The sequence below is a fragment of the Nocardioides sp. cx-173 genome (assembly GCF_021117365.1).
Lineage (GTDB): Bacteria > Actinomycetota > Actinomycetes > Propionibacteriales > Nocardioidaceae > Nocardioides.
In genome coordinates, this window is the sequence record NZ_CP088262.1 from 3,756,412 (window position 1) to 3,778,719 (window position 22,308).

Below are 22,308 nucleotides of genomic sequence, written 5' to 3' on the forward strand. Positions count from 1 at the left end.
GTGGCAAAAAGGTGAGCCAGGTCTCGGGACCGACTCACGGCGGATCCTGACAACGCGGCAACCACCCAAGACAGGCCTCCTGGAGCCTTGACATCCATGCGGCGTTGCGCTCTCACGCCCCCAGACCGGACGTCGGGCTTGCGCTCACGGCCTCGGCCACCAGGTCGCTGACCTGCGGCAATACTGACGCGTCGGCGCAGGCGGCGGCCCGAGTCCCGCCTTCGACGGAGCCGACCGATCGGTCGAGAAAGCGCTCGTATCGTGAGATGAGGCTCGTCAGGAGGAGGGGCGAGTCATTCGGATTCGTCGTCAGGGGTATTCGCGGCCGTATCCGAGTCGACCTCCACGAGCCGGGTGCGGGCCACCGCGCGGCTGGCCTCGACCCACCGCGCCATCAGCGGTGTGACCTCGGCGCCGCGTCGCCACAGCAGCGAGACGCCCATGTCCGGGACCCAGTCGGGCGCCCAGAGCGCGGCCACGCCGGGGTTGGCCTTGGCCATCTGCTCGGTGACCAGCGCCACGCCCAGGCCGGCCGCGACGAAGCCCACCGCCGTCTGCGGGGTCGACACCTCGATGGTGTCGAACGTGGGGTCGTCGGCCAGCGCCGCCTCGATCGCCTCGGGGAAGCCGCTGAAGGCGGAGAGCCGGTACGGCACGACCCACCTCCCCCAGCCGCGGGCACCGTCGTGCCGCTCGCGCCTGCGGGCGGTCGGGACCGCGAGCTGCACCGGCATCCGTCCGAGCCGCTCGTAGTCGCAGAACTCGGTCACGAAGTCGGCGAACTGGTCGGGGCCGAACGGCACGCACGCGATGTCCAGCTCCCCGGTCCGCACACCCTGCAGCAGGGCGTCCGGCGCGGCGTCGGTCAGGCTGACGTGCACGCCGGGGACGGCGTCGACGAACTCCCCCACGACCTCGGCGATCAGCTCGTTGACCACCATCGGCTCGACACCGACCCGAAGCTCGCCGATCGCCCCATCCCCCATCAGCGCGAGACGACGTACCAGCCGGTCGCGCTGGGCCAGCAGCTGACCGCCCTCGGCGAGCAGGTGCAGCCCGGCGGCAGTCGGGACCACGCCCTTCGCGGTGCGCTCGAGGAGCTGCACCCCCAGCTCCTTCTCGAGCCTCGAGATCGCGGTGCTGAGCGGCGGCTGGGTGAGATGGAGCCGCTTGGCGGCCCGCGACACTGAGCCGGCCTCGACGACGATCCGGAAGTACTCGAGCTGTCTGAACTCCATGACCTGCCTCCCGGGACCAGGCTAGGCCCGGAGCAGCGCGGCTGGTGACCGGGTCACCTAGCCGGCGGCACGCCCCTCGAGCACGAAGGCCAGCACGGAGACGGCCACGTAGTCGATCGCCGGCTCGGTCGCGGCGTACGCCCGGGCGTCGTCGCGGTAGCGCGCACCCTGGCCGTCGAAGGCCGCCCACCCCGAGCCCGCGGCGCACCGGCGGGCGTAGGCCCGCGGTCTGCCCAGGCCGCGGAACGCCGACGCCTCGGCGGGGCCGTTCGAGACCGCGCCCAGCAGCGTGCCGCCCGGGCCGGGGCGGGCGGCCAGGATGTTGGCGATCTGGTGGTGGGGGCAGCGCGGGAAGGTGCTGCCGGCGCCGATGACCAGCGAGGTGCCCCAGGCGTTCGCCCCGAGCGCCCAGTCGCGCAGGGAGCCGCCGAGCGCGGCGAAGCCTCCGTCCCCCGTGAGCTCGCGGTAGCGCCGCTCGGTGACGGCGACCCCGAACGCGAAGTCGGCGCCCGGATCCTCGTCGCCGCCGAACGCCAAGGGGTCGGCGTACCGCGTCCGGGCGATCCGCAGCTGGGCGGCTAGGTCCCCGGTGAGGTCCGCACGCGTGACCGCGAGCCGCAGGTCCGGGTGGGCCTCGAGCGCGCGGGCCAGGTCGTAGTGCGCCAGCGCGGACTGGTCGTCGCGGGCGAGGGTGTACCAGCCGTGCCGGGGGCTGCGCAGGTAGGCCCGTGCCCAGTGCGCCGCCTGGCGCAGGTCGGCGCGCTGCCGGGCGAGCGGCACCTTCAGGACCTGACCGGCCAGCGCGATCTCGACGGCCCCGAGCTCGAGGTCGTCGCGCCACTCGTCCTCCTCGTAGTAGGAGTGGGGCGAGGTCGTCAGCAGCCGACCGACCTGCCGCGTCTTCGCGCGGGCCAGGACGCCTCGCGCCTTCGCGAGGTACGCACGCGCCCGCTGCGGGCTGTCGGCGGCGAGGACCTGCGCCGCGAGGGCGAACGCGGCCGCCGTGCGGCCGGCGAGGTTGGGGCTGATCCGCTGGTCGCGCGCGCCGGTCACGAACGCCGGCCGGTGCTTGAGCAGGTACGCCGGCGAGCCGGGGCGCACTCGCCTCCGGTCGTCGGCCTGCGGCAGCCGCCAGACGTCGTGGTCCCCGAGCAGGCCGCGGCCGCCCTCGCCGATGCCCACCTGGTAGACGAGGGTGCGCGGCCGCTCCAGCCACGCGCGGTCCAGCCACCGTGCGCCGTACAGCGCCTCGGCGCGGAGCCCCGGCACCGGCCGGGTGGCGTCACGGGTGGCGACCAGGAGCAGGGCGTCGGCGTAGCTGGTGGTCTCCACGAACTTCAGGTAGTCCCCCGCGTCGAACCAGCCGCCCTCGACGTTCACCCGGCGACCCGTCGCTCGCAGCTCCCCCGCCAGCCGCCCGCCCCGCAGGCGCGGCGGCTCGTAGGCGCGGGCGCGCCGGTCCGCCAGGTGGCTGGGACGGCGACCGAGCAAGCCGGGCACCTGCTTGGCCCCGTCACGCTGGGCCTGGAAGAAGCGCACGCCGTTGGCGGCCAGCGGCTCGTAGAGCTGACGGCCCCCATCGACGGTGAAGGTCGGGGAGGTGCCGGTCGCGGCACCGGCCAGGACGATGCGATAGCGCCCGGGCTCGGCGACCGCCGGCGCCGCGACCCGGTAGACATGGGGCCAGCGCTCGCTCCAGCGTCCGGTGTCGGGGCCGACCGCGCCGGAGGAGACCACCACACCCTCCTCGTCGACGACGGAGTACGTCGCGGTCGGCGCCGCCGCGCGGGTCATCGCGTAGGCGACCACGGGCTCCCCGACGGCGTAGCCGACCTGGTTGACCCGGACCACCGCCGCCACCGCCGCGGGCACCCGGCTCGCCGCCGTCGAGGTCTGCGGCGTCACCGCGGGCGCCACGAGCGTCACGATGAGGACCAGCAGGAGGAGGGCGCCGCGTCGAGTGAGCACGGGTCATGGAAGCACGGCCGCGAGCGCGCACCTGGCCGAGACCCGCTGGGGGTGCTGGAGGCAGGCGTATCGTCGAAGGCGGTAGCAGGTCCGTCACCACCGGCGCCGGTGGACCCGAGTCTCGTGGAGCCGGATCAGTCCGGGGACGTCACGACGCCGCTGGGCGGGAGGGAGTCCCGTGCCGACGACGCCGCCCGCAGAGCCGGAGGACCCCGGTCCCCGCGCCCCGGAGCGCCCGATCCGACAACCGGACGAGCCGGAGTCGACAGGGCGAGCGGTGCCGCGTGATGACCTGAGGCGGAACAGCGTCCTGCCGCGGGCACTGATCGTGCTGCTGGGGCTGGCGGCGGCGTTCATGGTGATCTCCGGCATGCGGGCCTCGGCCAGCCTCATCGGCCCGGCGTTCCTGGCCCTGGTCCTGACGATCGCGGTGCACCCGCTGCGGGTCCGGCTCGACCGCTACCTGTGGGGCTGGGTGACCACGACGCTGTGCGTGCTGCTGGTCGCCGCCGTGGCGATCGGGCTGGCGGTGGCGATCGTGGTGGCCGGGGCCAAGTTCGCGACCCTGCTCCCGCAGTACAAGGACGACTTCAACGACGCAGCCTCGGACGCGATCCACCTCCTGGAGCGCGCGGGGGTCTCGACCGAGCAGATCGAGCACGTGCTGGACGGGCTCGACCTGGGCCGGCTCGTGGGCGTCGCCACCGACGCCCTGTCGGACATCTACGGACTGGTCTCCGGCCTGGCCTTCATGCTGGCGCTCGTGCTGTTCATGACCGTCGACAGCAGGGCGCTGTCTGGTCAGCTCGCCACCGTGGCACAGGGGCGGCCGGACCTGGTCGCCGCACTGCGCAGCTTCGCCCACGACACCCGGCGCTACCTCCTGGTCTCCACGGTCTTCGGCCTCATCGCCGCCGTCCTCGACACCATCGCCCTGGAGCTGCTGGACGTCCCGGCGCCGTTGCTGTGGGGGCTGCTGGCCTTCCTGACCAGCTACATCCCCCACATCGGGTTCCTCATCGGGCTGGTGCCGCCCGCCGTCCTGGCCCTGCTCGAGGGCGGACCGGGGCTCCTGCTGGCGGTGGTGGCGATCTACCTCGCGGTCAACTTCGTCATCGGCTCGGTGATCCACCCCCGGGTCGTCGGCAACTCGGTCGGGCTGACCTCCACCCTGACCTTCCTGTCCCTGATCTTCTGGGCGGGCGTGATCGGTCCCATCGGCGCCATCCTGGCCGTCCCGCTCTCGATCCTGGTCCGCTCGCTCCTCGTCGACGCCGACCCCGCCAGCCGCTGGCTGTCCCCGCTGGTGGCCAACCGCGATCCCGACCAGGCCACCCCCTGAGCTATCCCGGCGGTCCGGCTGGTGGCCTGGGTCACACTGGAGGGGTGCGCGAGAGAACCCGGCGTCCACGATGGGTGTACGGCGAGGGCGACGACCCGGACTACAGCGCCAGCCTGGCCAACGAGCGGACCTTCCTGGCCTGGGTCCGCACCGCCCTGGCGCTGCTGGCGGGCGGGGTCGCCCTCGACGTGGTCCAGCTGTCGATCCCGTCGGGCGTGCAACGCGCCATCGCGCTGGCTCTGGTCGTCCTCGCTCTGGTCGCCGCCGCGGTGACGTGGCTGCGCTGGGCGGTGGCGGAGCGGTCGATGCGCCGCGGCGAGTCCCTGCCGCCGCTGGGCTTCGGTCTCCTGCTCGTCCTCGTGGTCGTCGCGGTGTGCGCCGTCCTCATCCTCTCGTGGGCGTGAGGACCTTGCCATGACGGGGTCGCACGCGCCCGGTGAGGGGAGGCCCCGTCCCGGCGCGGGCAAGGAGGACGACATCAAGACCACGCTGGCGTGGGAGCGCACGGCGATGGCGCTGCTGGTCGTCGCCGTCGCGACCGCGCGCCACACCTGGTCGCTCCTGGGACCGGCCGCGCTGCTCCCGGTCGCCGGGCTGATGGCGCTCACCGCCTGGGTGCTGGCCGAGGGGTGGCGGCGCTACGACGACGACCGTGACTACCGCCACTACCGCGCGATCGGCGGGCCGACCCTGATGCTCGCCGCGACGACCGTCCTGATGGCGACCATCGAGCTGATCCACCTCCTGGCCCCCTGATCTCTTCGGGCCAGCTGGTACGACGATCGCTCACCGAGCTCCTGCGAGCTCACCGCAGTCGTCATGGCCATCACCACCGCCTCAGGCGCGCGCCAGTCCCTGGCCCTCGAGGCGGTGGATGTCCGACAGCCGGCGGCGCAGCACCATGTGCACAACGACCAGTGCGGAGGTCAGCGCCGCATAGACGCACCACAGCGACGCGAAAGCCTGGACGTAGACGATGGCGACGACCGTGAGCCCGACGAGGTTGAGCAGTCCGAAGACGACGATCGAGGGGTAGCCCGACAGCACCGACGGGCCGATCACCGCCACGATGTACAGCACGGCCCACATCGGCCCGTACGTCAGGTCGACGTCGTAGATCAGTGCGTGCGGCTCCTCCCTGACGAGGAACGGGCCGTCGAGAACTGCCCAGAGCAGGTACGCCCCGACCACCGCGCCGAGCACCACGAACGGCGCCACCCGCCGGCGCCGTCCCTGAGGCTCGAGCAGCAGCACGGCGAGCGGCACCAGGATCGGGAGGACCGGGAAGGCGAAGAGGACGTAGATCACCGCGGCGGCGTGCTGGACACCGGCCGAGACGTAGTCCGACGCGCCGCGCCAGACGAGGGCCTCGGTCAGCTGGTGGAGCGCGAAGAGCAGCGGCAGCGACGCGAACGGCAGCTCCCGCGCCGTGCGCACCTCGCGCAGGCAGATCGCAGCGACGGGGAGCAGGGCCGCCCCGGCAGTCAGATCGGCGCTCATGGAGAAGCACACGCTCCACCGGTACCCCGGCCCGAGGGACGAAACGTCTGAGCGGGCCGGAAACTTGCGCCTGGTTCGACCTGCTCGTCTGCCCGGCTCGGCGCGTCAGGCCGGTTCGACGCGCGCCTTCCCCTGCCGCGACCCCATGTTGTCCCGGTACCTGGCCGGCGGCATCGGCGAGGCCCCGGCGAGCGCGGCCGTCGCCGCGGGTGACCAGCTCGCGGTAGGGCTCGAGCAGGAGCACCAGGGCGGTGTTGTGGTGGCGGTAGTCGAGCACTGCGCGGACCAGGTCCCAGCCGGAGCGCTCGATGGGCGTGGTCACCTTGGTCTCGGTGAGCCACTTGCCGGCCTTGAAGAGCGCGTGCCTGCCTGGTCGGCGCGGTGTGCGAGCAGCCTCTCACTGGGTTCGTTCCATTCCCGAAGGTCGCGTTGTCGCTGCCTGACGTGCCGTCCGGGGAGCGCGCCGTCAGTGGCTGTGGTCAGACTCGGTCGCGCGCGTTCAGCCTGAGCGAGCCATTCACGTAGCCGTCGCCGTCGCAGGACATTCCGTTCGGGTATGAGCGCATCAGTTCGATCTCGTGCCGGGCAGCGGCGACCAGCTGGCCATCCGAGCTGGCCACCTTCACCGTCACCGTCACCTGCCCGGGCTCGAAGTGCCGCCCGAGGTCATCGAACGAGACGTTGGCAGCTCGGCCAACGGGTCCCTCGGGTACGGGTCCGAGACGCTGAACGGCGGAGGCGCAGCCGTCTGTGTCGCATACGTCGATGGCCACACTCCCGGATTCCACGAACAGAGCGCGTGGGATCTCGACGCCGACACCGTTGAAGTCACCCACGTCTGAGCACGCCCGGCCAGCGGCGCATCCCTGAACTCCGACTGCGACCACCAGAAACAGCGCGGCCAAGGCCTTCATCGCGACCCCTCTCGACATTCTGACGCCGCGTCGACGCAATCCGTTCCTCGGCGCGGTTCACCAGGACTAGCTCGGTAAGGCGGCGCAAGGCCGTCGGCGAGGTCAAGCAGGCCGCCATCGACATCGCCTCGCTGCGCACCATCGACAAGCTCACCGACGTCACCCGCATCCTGCGCAAGTTCCTTTCGGTCAGAGCGATGCGGAGCTGGCCCACGCACAAGCTGCCCCCGAAGGGCAAACCGCACCCCTACGGCTATGACAAGCACGGCAACCGCCTCCCGTACGCGAACACACGCCCCAAATACGGCAAGGGACAGATCAAAGTAGTGTGGGAACGGGCCAAGAACGGCAACGGCGAGGTGTGGGTCCGCGGCAAAGACGGCAACCTGATCAAGATCGACTGGCAGCCAGGACAATCCCGAAAGCAAGTGTGGGACATGGGCCACGCACCAGCCGAGACGTCAGGTAGCGGGCACGCCCAGCGAGACGACGATCTCAGCCGATGCGCGGTTGCGCGCCACGCCACGACCCGGACCATCCCCATACCGGCAGACCCCGGACCTGGGCGCGGAAGGCCCCAGGGAACCGCAGCACGCTCTCCTGGCCGACCGGCGCTGAACGCGCCTCGTTATGCTCCGTCCGGAATGAGTTCTCCCTTGGGTTCTTCCTAGGATTTCTTCCCGAGGTTCTTTCCATACCCCGGGCCCCTAGCTCAATTGGCAGAGCAGGAGACTTTTAATCTCTTGGTTGTGGGTTCGAGTCCCACGGGGCCTACCGACCCTCCCCCTTCCCTCTGCACATCTCGCTCCCGGCGCGCTACCCTTTAGTCGACTGAGTCACTGGACCAAATCGGGTATCAATGTCGGGTGAAGGAGGGGATCATGTGCCTCGACCGAGCGCCACGGCGGGCCGAGCCCACCGGCACCGCCGATGATGTGGACTGGCCCGCGTTGCTGGGGCTCGCCTGCTTCGCCACGCTGACCCTGATGGCGCTCACCGAGCACTTCCGCGAGCTGCCCGCGGCCGTCGCGGCGTACGGCGCGGCGTGGCGAGTCGCTCGCTGGTGAGGCGGCGTACGCCTCTGACGGGCGTGCTCCGGGGCGTTTCTAGCGCTTGTCAGGGGTTGCAACCCCTGACAAGCGACGGGATACCCGGCCAGCCGGGTATCCATCCACCTCTCCCCCGGCCCTCAGGCGGCCGAGGAGCGCCGGTGCGCGACCTCCTGCCGCACGAGCGGGAGCAGGTGGCGGCCGTAATCGATGGCGTCGTCGAGCGGGTCGTAGCCGCGGATGAGGATGGTGTCGACGCCGATCTCGACGTAGTCCAGGATCGCGGCGGCGACGGTCTCGGGGCTGCCGACGAGCGCGGTGGTGTTGCCGCCGGCGCCGGCCGCGGTGACGGTGGGAGTCCACAGCGCGCGGTCGTGCAGGTCGCGCTTCGCCGCCGCGGCGAGCAGCCGCCGCGAGCCCTCGTTCTGCGGGCTACCGCCGGCGCTCCGCTTCGCCGTGTCGAGGAGACCGCTGCCCGCCCCGACCTGGATCCGGTGCAGGACCTCGTGCGCGCGCTCCCAGGCCAGCTCGTCGGTCGCGGCGAGGATCGGGCGGAAGGACACGCTGATGCGCGGCGCCTCGCGCCCGGCCTCGGCCGCGGCGGCCCGCACCGACGCGACCTGCTCGGCGGTCTCGGCGAGCGGCTCGCCCCAGAGCATGAAGGTGTCGGCGTGGCGGGCGCCGACGCGGTACGCCGCCGCGGAGGAGCCGCCGAAGAACAGCGGCAGGTGCCGCTCGCCGTAGGGCAGCACGCCGGCGGCGTACCCCTCGTGCCGGTAGTGGGCGCCCTCGAAGTCGAAGGGGTCGGTCGAGGTCCAGGCTCGGCGCAGGATCTGCAGGTACTCGTCGGTGCGGTCGTAGCGCTCGTCGTGGCCGAGGTAGTCGCCGTCGCGGCGCTGCTCGACGTCGCTGCCGCCGGTGATGACGTGGACGGCGACCCGGCCCTGCGAGAAGTGGTCCATGGTCGCGAACGTCCGCGCGGCGAGGGTGGGCGCGACGAAGCCGGGGCGGTGCGCGACCAGGAGGCCGAGGCGCTCGGTGTGCGCAGCGACGTGGGCGGCAACCTGGGTGCCCTCGGGCCAGCTCGACCCGTAGCCGATGAGGATGCGGTCGAAGCCGCCGTCCTCGTGGGCGCGGGCGAAGCGCCGGGTGTAGTCCGCGTCGATCGCCGGTCCCGAGCCCGGGCGGCTCTCGGACTGGTCGCGGGTGCCGATCATGCCGAGCAGCTCGACCGGCCGCTCGTACGGCGCGGGGGCGGTGCGGGTCTCGGGTGCGGTCGTGGTCATGGGAGTCCGATCTGTCGGGGAGGGAGTCGGCACGCCCCTGGGTGCACAGGGGCGTGCCGACGAGGAGGGGTCAGGCGGAGGCCGCGACCGGCGTACGCCGGGCGGCGCCCTCGCGGACCAGGTCGATCACCGTGCGGTAGGCGATGGCGTCGGCCAGCGGCTCGAAGCCGCGGATCAGCAACGTGCTGACGCCGAGGTCGACGTAGTCCAGCAGCGCGTCCGCGACCTGCTCGTGGGTGCCGACGAGGGCCGTGGAGTTGCCGGCCGCGCCGGTGACCTTGGCGACCGAGGTCCACAGCCGCTTGTCGTGCACGTCGCCCTTGGCGGCGGCGTCCAGGAGCCGCTTGGAGCCCTCCTGCTGCTGGTGGTCGAGGTTCTTGAAGCCCGGCTGGGGGCCGCCGGCGCGCTCCTTGGCCCGCTCGAGGATCTCCTCGGCCTTGGCCCACGCCTGCTCCTCGGTGTCGGCCACGATCGGGCGCAGGCTGACGCTGAACCGCGTCTGCCGTCCGTACGGCGCCGCCGCGGCGCGGACCTCGCGGATCCGCTCGGCGATGCCCGCCAGCGGCTCGCCCCAGAACGCGTAGACGTCCGCGTGCTTGCCCCCCACCCGTACGGCGTCGCCCGAGGCGCCGCCGAAGTAGACCGGGATCGGCCGCGCCGGCCGGACCGAGGACCAGCCCTGCGCCACCCGGTAGAAGTCGCCCTCGTGGTCGAACGGCTTCTCGGACTCCCACGCCTTGCGCACGACGGTCAGGAAGTCGTCGGTGCGCGCGTAGCGGGTGGGCTTGTCGGAGAAGTCGCCGTCGCGGGCCTGGTCGGCGTCGTCGCCACCGGTGATGACGTGCATCGCGATGCGGCCGGGGTGGAAAGCGTCGAGCGTGGCGTAGGACCGCGCCGCCAGCGTCGGCGCGAGGAAGCCCGGCCGGTGCGCGAGCAGCACCGCGAGGCGCTCGGTCGCGGTGAGCACCTGGTCGGCGATCACGAACCCGTCGGGGCTCGCGGAGGAGTGCGCGATGAGCACCTGTTCGAAGCCCGACTCCTCGTGGGCGGTGGCGACGGCGCGCAGGTAGGCCGGGTCGACGACGGGGCCGTCGGCGGTGCCGCCGGACTCGCTGTACTCCTTGGTCGAGGCGAAGCCGATGAACTCGATTGTCATGTGCTGGGAACCTTTCCGGGGGCGGTCGTGGTGGTCGTGAGCCGGGCGCGCCAGGTGTCGGCCACGTGGCAGGCCGCCGTACGGCGTGCGGTGTCGGGCGCGGGGGCCAGCGCGGGCTGCTCGTGGCAGGCGTCGTGGGCGAAGGCGCAGCGGGCGGCGAAGACGCAGGCGCCGGGCGGCCACTCGCGGGCGACGTCGCCCGCCGGGTGCCGCAGCTGCTCAGGGCGCAGCCGGTCCTCGTGCTGGACGCTGGGCGCCGACGCGGCGAGGAGCGCCGTGTAGGGGTGCGCGGGCCGCTCCAGCACCTCGCTGATCGGGCCCTGCTCGACGAGCCGGCCGCGGTAGAAGACCGCGACCCGGTCGGCGATCCCGGCCAGCGAGGACAGGTCGTGGGCGATGATCACGACGGCCAAGCCGAGCTCCTCGCGGAGCCGGTCGAGCAGGCGCAGCACCAGGTTGCGGTTGGACACGTCCAGCGCACTGACCGGCTCGTCGCAGAAGAGCAGCCGCGGGCGGGTGACGATCGCGCGGGCCAGCGAGACCCGCTGCCGCTGGCCGCCGGAGAGCTGGCGGGGGTAGCGATCGCGGAAGGTCGGCTCCAGCCCCACCAGGGCCAGGGCCTCGTCGACGCGCCGGCGACGCTCGGCCCGGTCGGTGCCGACGATCTCGAGCGGCTCCCCCACGACCTGCGCCACGGTGAGGTCGCCGTCGAGCGAGCGCAGCGGGTCCTGGAACGCCAGCTGCACCTGCCCGGTACGCCGGAAGTCGCGCAGCTCGCGCCCGCGCAGGCCGCCGAGCTCGGCGCCGGCGAAGTCGATGGAGCCGGCCGCCGGCTGCACGAGCCCGACCGTGGCGCGGGCCAGCGTGGTCTTGCCGGAGCCGGTCTCACCCACGACGCCGACGATCTCGCCGGCGTGGATCTCCAGGTCCACCCCGGACAGGGCGGCGCCGGTGCCGAGGGAGCCCCGGCGGCGCGGCGGCGCGTAGGTGACGGTGAGGTCGCGCACGGACAGCAGCGGAGCGGCCACGGTGTCGGCGGCAGTGTCGGCGGCGGTCATGCCCCACCCCCGGCGGGCGTGGCGGCGAGCTCGTCCAGCCGGACGCAGCGGGCGGCCCGCCCGGAGCCGCGCTCGCGGAGCGCGACCGGACCGGCCGTGCACACCGCCGCGGCGTCGGCGCAGCGCGGCGCGAAGCGGCAGCCCGGCATCTGCTCGCCCGCCTCGGGCGGGGAGCCCGGGATGACGTCCAGGCGCCGGCGGCTCCAGTCACCGATCGACGCGACGCTGAGCAGGGCCCGCGTGTAGGGGTGCTGCGGGTCGGCGAGCACCTCCTCGGTGCGGCCGCTCTCGACGATCTCGCCGCCGTACATCACCAGGATCCGGTCGCACGTCTCCGCGACGACCGCGAGGTCGTGCGTCACCAGCAGCAGCGACAGGTCGTGGTCCCGGCGCAGTCGCGAGAGCAGCTGCAGGATCTCGGCCTGGATCACCACGTCGAGCGCGGTGGTCGCCTCGTCGGCGATGAGCAGGTCCGGCTCCAGCGCGACCGCGATCGCGATCAGGACGCGCTGCAGCATGCCGCCCGAGAGCTCGTGCGGGTACTGGTGGAAGACCTGCTCGGGCCGGTGCAGCCCCACCTCGGTGAAGAGCTCGACGCTGCGGACGTGCGCCTCCCGGCGCTTGAGCCGGCGCTTGACGCGCAGCTGCTCGGCGAGCTGGTGGCCGACGGTCAGCGACGGGTTGAGGTACGACGCGGGGTCCTGGAAGACCGCGGCGAGCCGCAGCCCGCGCAAACGGTCCCAGCCGCGGCGGCGCACGGTCGTCAGCTCGACCTCCTCGGCCCCGTCGCCCAGGCGGATGCTCCCCTCGGCGACGTCGCAGCCGGCCGGCAGCAGCCCGAGGACCGAGCGGCAGGTCAGCGTCTTGCCGCTGCCGGACTCCCCCACGAGGCCGACCGACTCGCCGCGGGCGATCTGGAAGGACACGCCGCGGACGGCCGCGCGGCGCTCCTGGCCGACGGTGACGCCGAGGGCGTCGACGCGCAGGGTGGGCTCAGGCAGCGGGGACACGGACATCGCCGTCCTCCTTCAGCTCGGTCGAGGTGGGATCGTCGAGGGCCACGGGCTCGGCGGCGACGGAGGAGCCGACGGCGAGGCCGGTGCCGGCCGGGGCCGTACGGCGCCAGGTGCGGCGTACGGCGTCGGGCGTGGCCTCGCGGATGATGTCGGCGAGCAGGTTGAGCGCACCGACGGTGAGCATGATCATCACGCCGGGGTACAGCGGCGCCCAGGGCTGCTGGGCGAGGTAGGCCAGGTCGCTGGCCAGCATCCCGCCCCAGGTCGGCGCGGGCGGGGTGACGCCCAGGCCGAGGAAGGTCAGCGAGGCCATCACCAGCAGCGCGGCGCCGACGGCCTGGGCCGTGGTGACCGCGATCGTCGGCAGCACCTTCGACCAGATGTGCTTGCGCAGGACCCACCACTGCGAGGCGCCCATGAGCTCGGCGGCCTCGACGTACTGCTGCTGGCGCAGGCCCAGGGTGACGGCACGGGTGATCCGGAAGTAGAGGGGCGACATCAGGATGCCGATCGCGATCATCGACTGGTGCAGGCCGTTGCCCAGGGTGCCGACGACGGCGATCGCGAAGACCGTGAACGGGATGACCATGAGCGTGTCGGTGACCCGCAGCGAGAACCACTCGAACCGCGGGCCGAGCCAGGCCGACGCCAGGCCGGGCAGGATTCCGAGGAGGGCGGCGGTGGCGACGGCCTCGAGCGCGCCGGCCACCGAGACCCGGGTGCCGGCCATCAGCCGGCTGAGCACGTCGCGGCCGAGGTAGTCGGTGCCGAGCCAGTGCTCGGCGCTGGGGCCCAGCAGCATCTGCGACGGCTCCTGCGCGAGCGGGTCGTACGGCGCGAGCCAGCCGCCGGCGACCACGAGCACGGCCACCCCGAGGAGCACCAGGATCGAGACCTTGGCGGCGGGGACCCGCCACACCCTGCGCAACGTGTCCATCACTTGCCTCCGGCGGGTCGGGCGGCCCGGCGGGCCAGGGGGTTGAGCGCGGTCTGAAGCAGGTTGACGACCGTGCTGGCGATGAGCACCACGACCACGGTCACCATCAGCGTCCCGAGGATCACCGGGACGTCGCCCTGCTCGGCCGACTGCAGTGCGAGCTGCGCGATGCCGGGCAGGTTGAAGAGCTTCTCGGCGATGACGGCGCCGCCGATGATCGTCGGCACGGCGAAGCCGAGGACGGCGAGCGCAGGCCCGGAGGCGTTGCGCAGCACGTGTCCGAAGAGCACGCGGCGTCGCGGGAAGCCCCGCATCTCGGCGCCGGTGGCGTAGTTCTCGCGCAGCGCGCCGACCAGGGAGGTCCGCAGCTGGCGGGCCAGCGACCCGGCGGCGTCGACGCTCAGTGCGAGTGCCGGCAGGATCGCGAACCGCAGCCATTGCGCCGGGTCCTGGCTGATCGGCACGTAGCCGCCGGAGGGCAGCCACTCGAGGTTGACCGAGAAGATCACGATCAGGCCGATCCCGATGACGAACGGCGGCATCGTCGCGAGCACCGAGCAGACGACGGTCACGCAGCGGTCGACGACCCCGCCGTTGCTCAGGGCCGCGGCGATGCCGGCGCCGCCGCCGAGCAGCACCGCGATCAGGAGCGCCAGTCCCGCGATCGACAGGTCGACGGGCAGGGCGGCGGAGATGCTGTCGGTCACCGGCACGGTGGTGAACCACGAGACGCCGAGATCGCCCTGCAGCAGGTGCCCCAGCCAGGTGAGGTACTGCTGCCACAGCGGCTGGTCGAGGCCAAACTCCGCCTTCATGCGGGCGATGTCATGCGGCGTGGCCGTCTCGCCAAGCACCGCGGCGGCCGGGTTGGCCCCCGACATGGCGCCGAGCGCGAAGGTCAGCACCGACGACAGCAGGAACACCGTGACCGCGACGAGCAGCATCCTGGCGACGGGGGTCGCGACCACCACCGCCCGGCTGACGCGGGTGGGGGCCGTGGCTGCGTGGCCCGAGACGTCCCCTGTCGCGACCGGGGCGGTGAGGGTCGCGGTGCTCACTGGACGCTCACGCCGTTCCACTCGACGAGGGCCGGGCTCTCGGGCACCGCGGAGACCGAGGTGTTGCGGACCAGGACGCGCGGCACCGTGTAGAGGAACGTGTTGGGCATCGTCTCGACCGCGACCTTGACGGCCGCCTGCAGCAGCTCGGCGTACTTCGGGTCGTCGAGCGGGGTGGCGATGACCCTCTCGATCGCCGCCCGGACCGCCGGGTCGTACTGGCGGCCGGGGTTCATCAGGCCGGTGTCGCTGAACAGCACCTGGAAGGCCTGTGCCGGCGACTCGCGCCCGGCGAAGCCGTCGACGGCCAGCGCCTCGGAGTGGTTGATGTAGACCTGCTGGGTGAACTGAGCGATCGGGATCGCCTCGATCTCGGGGGCGAAGCCGACCTCCTCGAGCTGCGACTGCAGCAGCTCGGGCACGCCCTCGGGGTTGGACGCCGAGATCGTGAGCGGGATCGGCTCGGTGTAGCCGGCGTCCTTCAGGATGCCCTTCGCCTTGTCGGGGTCGTAGGCGAAGACGTCCTTCAGCTCCTCGTTGTAGCCGACGTGGCCCGGCGGGAAGGGCTGGTAGTTGACCTCGCCGACCCCGAACTGGCCCGCGTCGACGAGCTCCTGACGGTCCACCGCGTAGTGCAGGGCCTCGACCACCGCGGGGTCGTCGAACGGCTTCTTCGTGACGTTGACGTCCAGGGTGGCGACGTACAGGGACGGGATCTCCTGCACGTCGAGCCCGGCGGCCTCGGCGGCCTGGACCTGGCTGCCCGGCAGCAGGCCGACGTTGTACTGGCCGGACTGGACCGAGGCCACCACGGTGGCCGCGTCGGCGGCCGGGTACAGCTCGAAGTTGGCGACCAGGATCTCGTCGGCCTGGAAGTACTTCGGGTTGCGGGTCAGCTTGGCGTTGGCGTTCTGCGTGTAGCTGTCCAGGGTGAACGGGCCCGAGCCGGCCGGCTTGGTGGCCAGCGACTCGACGTCGTCGGCGATGACCTTGGGGTTGACGAGCATCCCGGTCTTGCCGGCCAGCAGGTTCGGATACTGGTAGTTCGGGCCGTCCAGCGTGAGCGTGAAGGTCAGCTCGTCATCGACGCTCACGTCGACCAGGTCCGCGAGCTGCGGGGCGATCAGGGAGTTGTCGGCGTCGCGACCCCGCTCGAGGTTGACCTTGACCGCGTCGGCGTCGATCGGCGCGCCGTCACTGAAGGTGAGCCCGTCCTGGAGCGTGAACGTCACCTGGGTGCCGTCCGCGTTGTACTCCCACTTCTCGGCGAGGTGCGGGATCGCGTTGCCCTGCTCGTCGATGTGGGTCAGCGAGGAGTACGTCAGCGCGAGCATCTGGACGTCCGAGCCGGCCGAGGAGGTGACCGGGTCCCACGTCGTGGGCAGCTGCCAGGCCCACTTGACGACCCCGGCACCGCCGCCCGCGCCGCCGGGCGTCGACGCGTCGGCGCCGCAGGCCGCCATCGAGACGGCCAGCGTGAGGCCGAGGCCGGCACTCAGGAGGGCGCGGCGGTCGAGCGCCGGGAGCCGGCGGCCGCGAGGGGAACGAGTGAGTCTGCTCATCGAGAGGTGAGCCTTTCCGGGTGAGGATCGGGGGCCGAGAGGTCGTGAGAACACGATAAACCATACTGACTTACTTGTCTTACATCCTGAGCTCTCGACACGCTGGCCCACCCGACAGAATCACCGTAAGTCACGTAATTTAGTATTGTTATAGCACCACTCGCCGACCGAAGGGCCGACCATGACCTCCTCCGCCACCCCCCGGCCCCTCGACGGGGTGCGGGTCGTCGAGTTCGGCCATGTCGCCGCCGGGCCCTTCGGGTCCATGCTGCTGGCCGACCTGGGCGCCGACGTGGTGAAGGTGGAGGGCCCGGCCGGCGACCAGATGCGCCAGTGGCCGCCGCTCGCGACCGACGGCGAGGAGCGGTTCAGCCACAACTTCGCCAGCGTCAACCGCAACAAGCGCAGCGTGCTCGCTGACCTCAAGGACCCCGACGACCTGGCCCGGGTGCGGGGGCTGTGCCTGGCCGCGGACGTGGTCGTGGAGAACTATCGGCCCGGGGTCCTGGCCCGGCTGGGCCTGGGCTACGACGAGCTGGCGGCCGAGCACCGGGGCCTGGTCTACGCCTCGGTCTCGGGCTTCGGGCAGAGCGGGCCGTACGCCGGCCTCGGGGCCTACGACGTCGTCATCCAGGCCATGAGCGGGATGATGAGCGTCACCGGCACCGACGAGGGCGAGCTGGTGAAGGCGGGGGTGCCCGTCGCGGACTTCACCAGCGGCCTCTACGCCGCGCTCGGCGTGGTCGCCTGGCTGCCGCAGGTGCGCGCGAGCGGGCGCTCGGTGCACCTGGACGTGCCGATGCTGGACTGCCTGCTCGCGACCTCGGCGCTGCAGACCAGCGAGTACTGGGGCAGCGGCGTCGACCCCACGCCGCGGGGCACCCGCCACCCGCGCAACGCGCCGTACCAGGTCTTCGCGGCGGCCGACGCGCCCTTCGTCCTCGCCGCCGGCAACGACCGGCTGTGGCGCGCGGTCTGCGAGGTCGTCGGAGACCCCGGCCTCGCCGACGACTCCCGCTTCGCCGCGCAGGACGGCCGTGTGGCCCACCAGCTCGAGCTCGAGAAGCTGCTCACCGAGCGCTTCGCCGAGCGCCCCGCGGTCGACTGGGTGGAGCGGCTGCGCGCCGCCGGCGTGCCGGCCGGGCCGGTCAACACCTTCGGCGACGTCCTGGCCGACCCGGCCCTGCGCGAGAGCGGGCTCGTGCGGCCCTACGACGTCCCGGTCGCCGGACCCTCGTGGACCACCGTCTTCCCGGTGCGCGCGACGGACACGGAGGCGCGGCTCGACGGTGCGGCCCCGCGGCTGGGCGAGCAGACCGCGGAGGTCCTGGCCGAGTGGGGCGTGGCGTGAGCATCGCCCGCCTGGTCCTGGACCGGCCCGACCGGGCCAACGCGCTGGACGCCGCGACCGTCGAGCGGCTCCACGACGAGCTGAGCGCCGCGGGCGCCACGGCCGACGTGGTCGTGCTGGAGGCGCGCGGCCGGGCCTTCTGCGGAGGACTCGACCTGGCCACCCTCGACGAGGAGAGCGATGCGGACCTGCTGCTGCGCCTGGTGCGGATCCAGCTCCTGCTCGAGCGCCTCGCCGCGCTCCCTCCACTCACGGTCGCACTGGTCCAGGGGGCCGCGGTCGGCGCCGGCGCCGACCTGGCCCTGGCCGCCGACGTGCGCCTCGGGCTTCCCGGCGCCTCGCTGCGCTTCCCCGGCGCCGGCTTCGGCGCCGTCCTCGGCACCGCGCGCCTCGCGGCGCTCACCTCGCCCTCGTTCGCGACCGAGGCCGCGGCCACCGGCCGGCGGATCTCCGGCATCGAGGCGTCCGAGCACGGCCTGCTGACCCCGCCCGGCGGCCGCGACGAGGCCGAGGCCGAGGTCACCCGGCTGGCCGAGGCGACCCGGTGCCTCCCGCCCGGGACGACAGCGGCGCTGCGCCGGGCGGCCGGCGTACCGTCCGTCCCCGACCCGCTCGCCCAGCTCGTCCGCTCGCTGGCCGGTCGGCCCGGTCTGCGCGACCGGGTCCGCCAGTACCGCGACCGATCCGCCCCCGCCCGTACCCCCGCCCCAGAAGGAGCACGATGACCACCGCAGTCCAGGACCCCCGCCTCGCGGAGCTCATCGAGGAGGTCGGCGAGCTCGTCGCCACCCACCACGACGAGCACGAGCTCACCCGGCTGGTGGCCGAACGGCTGCGCGCCGCGCTCGCCGCGGGGATCGACCTGCCGCCGTCGGTGACCAAGCCCGGCGAGGAGCACTACGTGATGTACCCGCTCCACGTCGACCCCGCCGGCCGCTTCTCCCTCGCCTCCGCGGTCTGGAACGTCGGCCAGGGCACGCCCGTCCACGGGCACGAGACCTGGGGCGTCGTCGGCATCCACTCCGGCGTCGAGCGCGAGGTCTCCTTCGCCAAGCCCGCCCACGACGGCGACGTCCCCCGCCGCGAGGCCGAGGTCGACTGGACGGCCGGGCAGGTGACCGTGTGCTGCACCACCGACGACGACGTGCACCAGGTGTTCTGCGGCGGCGACGAGCCGTGCGTGGGCATCCACGTCTACGGCGCCGACATCGGCACGCTGCCGCGCCGCTCCTACCAGCCGGACACCGGCGAGGTCTCGTGGTTCACCTCCACGTGGACCCCGCCCGCGTCCTGACCCCTGCCCCGGCCCACCCATCACCCCCGCCCCAGGAGAGACCTGCCATGACCGTGACCCCCGCCAAGTCCGACCGCGCCTACGCCCCCGTGCTGCGCAAGGCCGCACCCACCGAGGCCGCCGGCTACGCGGCGTTCGCCGAGTCCGTGTTCGCCAACACCGAGGGCGAGATCCCGCTGAAGTACCGCGAGCTCATCGCGATCGCCGTCGCCCTCACCACCCAGTGCGAGATGTGCCTGGAGAGCCACACCAAGGCGGCCCACGAGGCCGGGGCGACCCGCGAGGAGATCGCCGAGACCACCTTCGTCACCGCGGCGCTGCGCGCGGGCGGGGCCTACACCCACGGGATGAAGGCGATGCGGGTGCTGGACGGCCTCCAGGAGTGAGCCGGCGCTCCCGTCAGACGCGAATGGCATCGCAGACGTCGCGGACCTTCAGGAGGGATCGGCCGCCCTCCTCGTAGTACCAGTCCGCGCAGGACCCGCCGTACATCCAGAGCCAGCCGCGCGACGACGACTCGATCATGATCTCGCCGTAGGGGCAGCCGTTGAACTTCTGCCACGTGGTCTTGAGCTTGGTGTCCTTCAAGGTCCAGCTCCTCGGCTCGTCGCACCAGTAGGTGATGGACTCACCGGGGTCGGCCTGCGCGGCGAGCGGTGCCGCCATGACCAGGGCGGTCGAGGAGAAGAGTGCGGCGACGGTGAGACGAGCGCCTTGGAGGGTTCTGGAGGAGAGTGACATGCCGATTCCGATCACGAGATGAAACCAGAGCGGTCGCCGGTGGGCTCACCCGCGCATCGCGCCCGTCCGCAGCGTGACACAGGTCACACCCGCACGGTCAGCGCCGCGCCCCCCCCACGGGGTGACGCAGGTGGCGCCCTCGCCTCACCCCTACTCGGGGACCGGGACCGGGACTAGGGTCAGCGTGTCGGTGCTGGCGGCGAGGACCGCGTCGCGGGAGAACCGCCACGGCAGGGTCTCGCCGGCCGCCCAGAGGTCGGTCTGGTCGGTGTAGTGCCCGCTGAACGGGTGGCCGGAGACCCCGGTCAGGCTCACCCACCGCGACGCGTCCAGGTCGCCGAGCGAGACCACCATCCGCATCGACGCGGCCGTGGTCACCTCGTAGCCCTCTCGCGCGTCCCAGCCGCTCGCGTCGACGGTGGCTGCGCCCCCGCCCACCTCCCAGCCGCCCCGGTCGACCAGACGCTCGACCGGCCAGACACCGGACTCGCCCAGGGGCCGGGAGCGCAGGTCGAGCTCGTGCAGGTCGCCCCAGGTCCACTCGCGGGGGGTCGGCGAGATCAGCGCGGTCAACTCGTCGCGCGCGCCGACGAGGGCCGCGCGCAGGATGTCGTCGCGGGTCTCCACGACGTCCTCGGTGGCGAGGTCGTCCCACCACGGCGACCCCGGCTCCTCGAGCAGCCTGGTGACGACGCTCATCCACCGGTTGCCGCCGTCGGGCCGCGACTCCTCAGGCAGCTCGTCGTGGAAGGTCCCCTCGAGCAGCTGGCGCCACACGACGTTGAAGTACGCGGCGGCCGCGCTGTCGGCCTGCTGCCGGAAGTCCCAGTCGTCCAGCAGGCGCTGGCCGTCGTCGGCGTACCCGGGCATCAGCCGCACCCCCAGCAGGTACGGCGTGAGCACCGGCGCGAGGGGGTTGCGGTCGTCGAGCTGCAGCGCCGCCATCTCGTCGACCGACAGCTCCCCCTCCTGCTCGAGCAGCCGGCGGATCCGCTCGGACCGGTAGCCCTGGTCCCAGTCGTCGCCGAGGAAGTAGGGGTAGTCGTCCTCGCCGATGACGGCCTGGTTGGCGGCGACGACGACGCCGCCCTCCGGGTCGAGCGCGCGGGGCAGGCCCTCGTAGGGCACGACCTCCCCGGTCCAGTCGTTCTCCGGGAGCCACCCGGCCGACGGAACCCGGCCGTCGTTGCCGGACCTGCGGATGGGCACCAGTCCCGACGCCTGGTAGCCGATGTGGCCCGCGCGGTCGGCGTACACGATGCTCTGCGCGGGGGCGGCGAAGCCGGCCACGGCGGAGCGGAAGGAGTCCCAGTCGGTCGCCAGGTTGAGGGCCAGGATGGCGTCGGCCGTCGTGCCGGGCTGCAGCGCCGTCCAGGACAGCGCGACGGCGTACTCGTCCTCGCCGGGGGCCGGTCCCTGCCGCCGCGCGAGGTCGCCGACCTGGCCGACGACGCCGTCGACGTCGGAGACGAGCGGCCCGTGGTCGGTGGCCCGCACGGTCAGCTCCACGTCGTCGTCGCCGGCCACCTCGATCGTCTCGGTGCGCACGTGCAGCGGACGATCCCGTCCGTCGTAGTGCCAGGTGTCGCCGCGCACCCGCTCCACGAAGAGGTCGGTGACGTCGGGGCCGAGGTTGGCGAAGCCCCAGGCGATGTCGGCGTTGTGGCCGATCATCACGCCCGGCACCCCGGCGAAGGTGAAGCCGGCGACGTCGAGGGGGCACTCGGGGCTCACGCGCCGGCAGTGCAGCCCCGTCTGCATCCAGACCCCGGGCAGGTCGACGCCGAGGTGCGGGTCGTTGGCCAGCAGCGGCTCACCGGTCGCGGAGTGCGCTCCGTCGACGACCCAGGCGTTGCTGCCCAGACCCTCGCCGCGGCCCAGCCAGGACGGCATCCGCCCCAGCCCTTCGCGCACGCGGGTCAGCGGCGCCTGCTGGTCGGCGGTGAACGCCGGGCGGCGCGGGTCGCGGGTGCCGCCGGTGGTGGCGTCCTGCTCGAACACCCCGTCCACCACGGCGCCCCGGTCGACGACCGGAGCATGCTCGTCGTAGGGGTAGGCCGGATACAGCTCGGCCGCGCGCTCCTCGCCCACGGCTCCGGCCACCAGGACCCGGTCGATCTCCTCGGCCATGTTGCCGCGCAGGTCCCACGCCATCGCCTTCAGCCAGGCGAGCGAGTCCACCGCACTCCAGTCCTCGGGGTGGTAGTCCAGGCCGCCGGCGTTGAGCGCGGTGTACTCCAGCGCGATCTCGGTGGGCGAGCTCTCGGCGAGGAACGCGTTGACGCCGCCGGCGTACGCCTCCAGCGCGGCGCGGGTGGCCGGCTCGATCAGGGCGAGCTCGCGCTGGGCCACGCGGCGCCAGCCCATGGTGCGGACGTAGGCGTCGCTCTCGACCGCGTCCTTCCCGAACAGCTCGGCCAGCCGCCCCGCCGTGGCGTGGCGACGGACGTCCATCTGGAAGAACCGCTCCTGCGCGTGCACGTAGCCCTGGGCCCGCACCAGGTCGAGCAGCGAGTCGCCGTAGAGCTGCGGGACGCCGTGCTCGTCGCGCACGACCTCGACCTCCGCGCCCAGGCCGGGCAGCGCCAGCTCGCCGGAGGTCTGCGGGAGCGGGCGGCGGACGAGCACCACGACCATCGCGAGCCCGGCGACGAGCGCCAGGACGACCAGCACGGCGACGTACGACGTGACGCGCGCCGCGCGCGGGAGGGCGAGGAAGGATGCCCACGGCCCGCGGGTGGTGGTGGTTTCCTCGGTCATGGCGGCACTCATTGTGCCGTGTCGTAACATTGGCAGTCGCCAGGGCGGAGTGCCAGATCCGCGCCATCGAAGGAGACC

Annotated in this window: 21 protein-coding genes and 1 tRNA gene; 9 read left to right on the plus strand and 13 right to left on the minus strand. The window is 72.9% G+C overall.

The window, feature by feature from the left end; translation table 11 throughout:
* Positions 1-293: 293 nt before the first annotated feature.
* Both LQ940_RS18405 and LQ940_RS18410 read right to left on the minus strand, forming a co-directional pair.
* Complete coding sequence (locus LQ940_RS18405) at positions 294-1,238, minus strand: LysR family transcriptional regulator (RefSeq protein WP_231244613.1); 945 nt, start codon at positions 1,236-1,238, stop codon at positions 294-296.
* 57 nt (positions 1,239-1,295) lie between these two features.
* Positions 1,296-3,206, minus strand: a complete 1,911-nt coding sequence (locus LQ940_RS18410; RefSeq protein ID WP_231244612.1) for a glycoside hydrolase family 9 protein — start codon at positions 3,204-3,206, stop codon at positions 1,296-1,298.
* Positions 3,207-3,483: 277 nt separating this feature from the next.
* On the opposite strand from LQ940_RS18410, the gene LQ940_RS18415 reads away from it, so the two are divergent.
* From LQ940_RS18415 to LQ940_RS18425, 3 genes are read left to right on the plus strand one after another with little or no spacing between them, the layout of a single operon-like run.
* On the plus strand, positions 3,484-4,548 hold the full coding sequence (locus LQ940_RS18415) for an AI-2E family transporter (RefSeq protein WP_231244611.1): 1,065 nt from the start codon (positions 3,484-3,486) through the stop codon (positions 4,546-4,548).
* 44 nt (positions 4,549-4,592) lie between these two features.
* Positions 4,593-4,952: a YidH family protein gene (locus LQ940_RS18420; RefSeq protein ID WP_231244610.1), complete on the plus strand. Its 360-nt coding sequence runs from the start codon at positions 4,593-4,595 to the stop codon at positions 4,950-4,952.
* Between the two features lie 10 nt (positions 4,953-4,962).
* Positions 4,963-5,304 carry a DUF202 domain-containing protein gene (locus tag LQ940_RS18425; protein WP_231244609.1) on the plus strand — a complete coding sequence of 114 codons (342 nt, stop codon included), beginning with the start codon at positions 4,963-4,965 and terminating at the stop codon, positions 5,302-5,304.
* 81 nt (positions 5,305-5,385) lie between these two features.
* Here the strand turns inward: LQ940_RS18425 and LQ940_RS18430 are convergent, their stop codons facing one another.
* Entirely contained in the window at positions 5,386-6,048 is a 663-nt protein-coding gene (locus LQ940_RS18430) for a DUF6629 family protein (protein WP_231244608.1), read from the minus strand.
* Between the two features lie 479 nt (positions 6,049-6,527).
* Positions 6,528-6,962 carry a hypothetical protein gene (locus LQ940_RS18435; protein WP_231244607.1) on the minus strand — a complete coding sequence of 145 codons (435 nt, stop codon included), beginning with the start codon at positions 6,960-6,962 and terminating at the stop codon, positions 6,528-6,530.
* A 701-nt stretch (positions 6,963-7,663) separates the two neighbouring features.
* On the opposite strand from LQ940_RS18435, the gene LQ940_RS18440 reads away from it, so the two are divergent.
* Both LQ940_RS18440 and LQ940_RS18445 read left to right on the plus strand, forming a co-directional pair.
* Positions 7,664-7,736: transfer RNA gene (locus LQ940_RS18440), tRNA-Lys, on the plus strand.
* Positions 7,737-7,843: 107 nt separating this feature from the next.
* Positions 7,844-8,029 carry a hypothetical protein gene (locus tag LQ940_RS18445; RefSeq protein ID WP_231244606.1) on the plus strand — a complete coding sequence of 62 codons (186 nt, stop codon included), beginning with the start codon at positions 7,844-7,846 and terminating at the stop codon, positions 8,027-8,029.
* A gap of 122 nt (positions 8,030-8,151) precedes the next feature.
* On the opposite strand, the gene LQ940_RS18450 is transcribed toward LQ940_RS18445, so the two are convergent.
* From LQ940_RS18450 to LQ940_RS18480, 7 genes are all read right to left on the minus strand, one after another.
* The gene (locus LQ940_RS18450; protein WP_231244605.1) at positions 8,152-9,297 is read right to left on the minus strand and encodes an LLM class flavin-dependent oxidoreductase; all 1,146 of its coding nucleotides are present in this window, start codon (positions 9,295-9,297) and stop codon (positions 8,152-8,154) included.
* 70 nt (positions 9,298-9,367) lie between these two features.
* Positions 9,368-10,453 carry an LLM class flavin-dependent oxidoreductase gene (locus tag LQ940_RS18455; RefSeq protein WP_231244604.1) on the minus strand — a complete coding sequence of 362 codons (1,086 nt, stop codon included), beginning with the start codon at positions 10,451-10,453 and terminating at the stop codon, positions 9,368-9,370.
* On the minus strand, positions 10,450-11,511 hold the full coding sequence (locus LQ940_RS18460) for an ABC transporter ATP-binding protein (protein WP_231244603.1): 1,062 nt from the start codon (positions 11,509-11,511) through the stop codon (positions 10,450-10,452). Before LQ940_RS18460 ends, LQ940_RS18455 begins: the two co-directional genes overlap by 4 nt.
* A complete protein-coding gene (locus LQ940_RS18465) occupies positions 11,508-12,527 on the minus strand; it encodes an ABC transporter ATP-binding protein (protein WP_231244602.1) in 1,020 nt (339 codons plus the stop codon). Before LQ940_RS18465 ends, LQ940_RS18460 begins: the two co-directional genes overlap by 4 nt.
* Positions 12,505-13,464, minus strand: a complete 960-nt coding sequence (locus LQ940_RS18470; protein WP_231365047.1) for an ABC transporter permease — start codon at positions 13,462-13,464, stop codon at positions 12,505-12,507. The genes LQ940_RS18465 and LQ940_RS18470 overlap by 23 nt, the downstream gene beginning before the upstream one ends.
* Complete coding sequence (locus LQ940_RS18475; RefSeq protein WP_231244600.1) at positions 13,464-14,522, minus strand: ABC transporter permease; 1,059 nt, start codon at positions 14,520-14,522, stop codon at positions 13,464-13,466. Before LQ940_RS18475 ends, LQ940_RS18470 begins: the two co-directional genes overlap by 1 nt.
* On the minus strand, positions 14,519-16,084 hold the full coding sequence (locus LQ940_RS18480) for an ABC transporter substrate-binding protein (RefSeq protein WP_231244599.1): 1,566 nt from the start codon (positions 16,082-16,084) through the stop codon (positions 14,519-14,521). The genes LQ940_RS18475 and LQ940_RS18480 overlap by 4 nt, the downstream gene beginning before the upstream one ends.
* A 181-nt stretch (positions 16,085-16,265) precedes the next feature.
* Here LQ940_RS18480 and LQ940_RS18485 point away from each other — a divergent pair, with 181 nt between their 5' ends.
* The 4 genes from LQ940_RS18485 to LQ940_RS18500 are packed head-to-tail and all read left to right on the plus strand — an operon-like array spanning position 16,266 to position 19,115.
* Positions 16,266-17,435, plus strand: coding sequence for a CaiB/BaiF CoA transferase family protein (locus tag LQ940_RS18485; RefSeq protein WP_231244598.1), 1,170 nt, complete (start codon positions 16,266-16,268; stop codon positions 17,433-17,435).
* Positions 17,432-18,160, plus strand: coding sequence for an enoyl-CoA hydratase/isomerase family protein (locus LQ940_RS18490; RefSeq protein ID WP_231244597.1), 729 nt, complete (start codon positions 17,432-17,434; stop codon positions 18,158-18,160). The genes LQ940_RS18485 and LQ940_RS18490 overlap by 4 nt, the downstream gene beginning before the upstream one ends.
* On the plus strand, positions 18,157-18,729 hold the full coding sequence (locus tag LQ940_RS18495; RefSeq protein ID WP_231244596.1) for a cysteine dioxygenase family protein: 573 nt from the start codon (positions 18,157-18,159) through the stop codon (positions 18,727-18,729). Before LQ940_RS18490 ends, LQ940_RS18495 begins: the two co-directional genes overlap by 4 nt.
* Before the next feature lie 47 nt (positions 18,730-18,776).
* Positions 18,777-19,115 (plus strand): carboxymuconolactone decarboxylase family protein, encoded by a 339-nt coding sequence (locus LQ940_RS18500; RefSeq protein WP_231244595.1) that lies wholly within the window; start codon positions 18,777-18,779, stop codon positions 19,113-19,115.
* A gap of 13 nt (positions 19,116-19,128) precedes the next feature.
* Here LQ940_RS18500 and LQ940_RS18505 read toward each other — a convergent pair whose 3' ends face one another.
* Both LQ940_RS18505 and LQ940_RS18510 read right to left on the minus strand, forming a co-directional pair.
* Positions 19,129-19,470 (minus strand): hypothetical protein, encoded by a 342-nt coding sequence (locus LQ940_RS18505; protein WP_231244594.1) that lies wholly within the window; start codon positions 19,468-19,470, stop codon positions 19,129-19,131.
* Positions 19,471-19,620: 150 nt separating this feature from the next.
* Positions 19,621-22,230, minus strand: coding sequence for a penicillin acylase family protein (locus LQ940_RS18510; protein ID WP_231244593.1), 2,610 nt, complete (start codon positions 22,228-22,230; stop codon positions 19,621-19,623).
* Positions 22,231-22,308 lie beyond the last annotated feature (78 nt).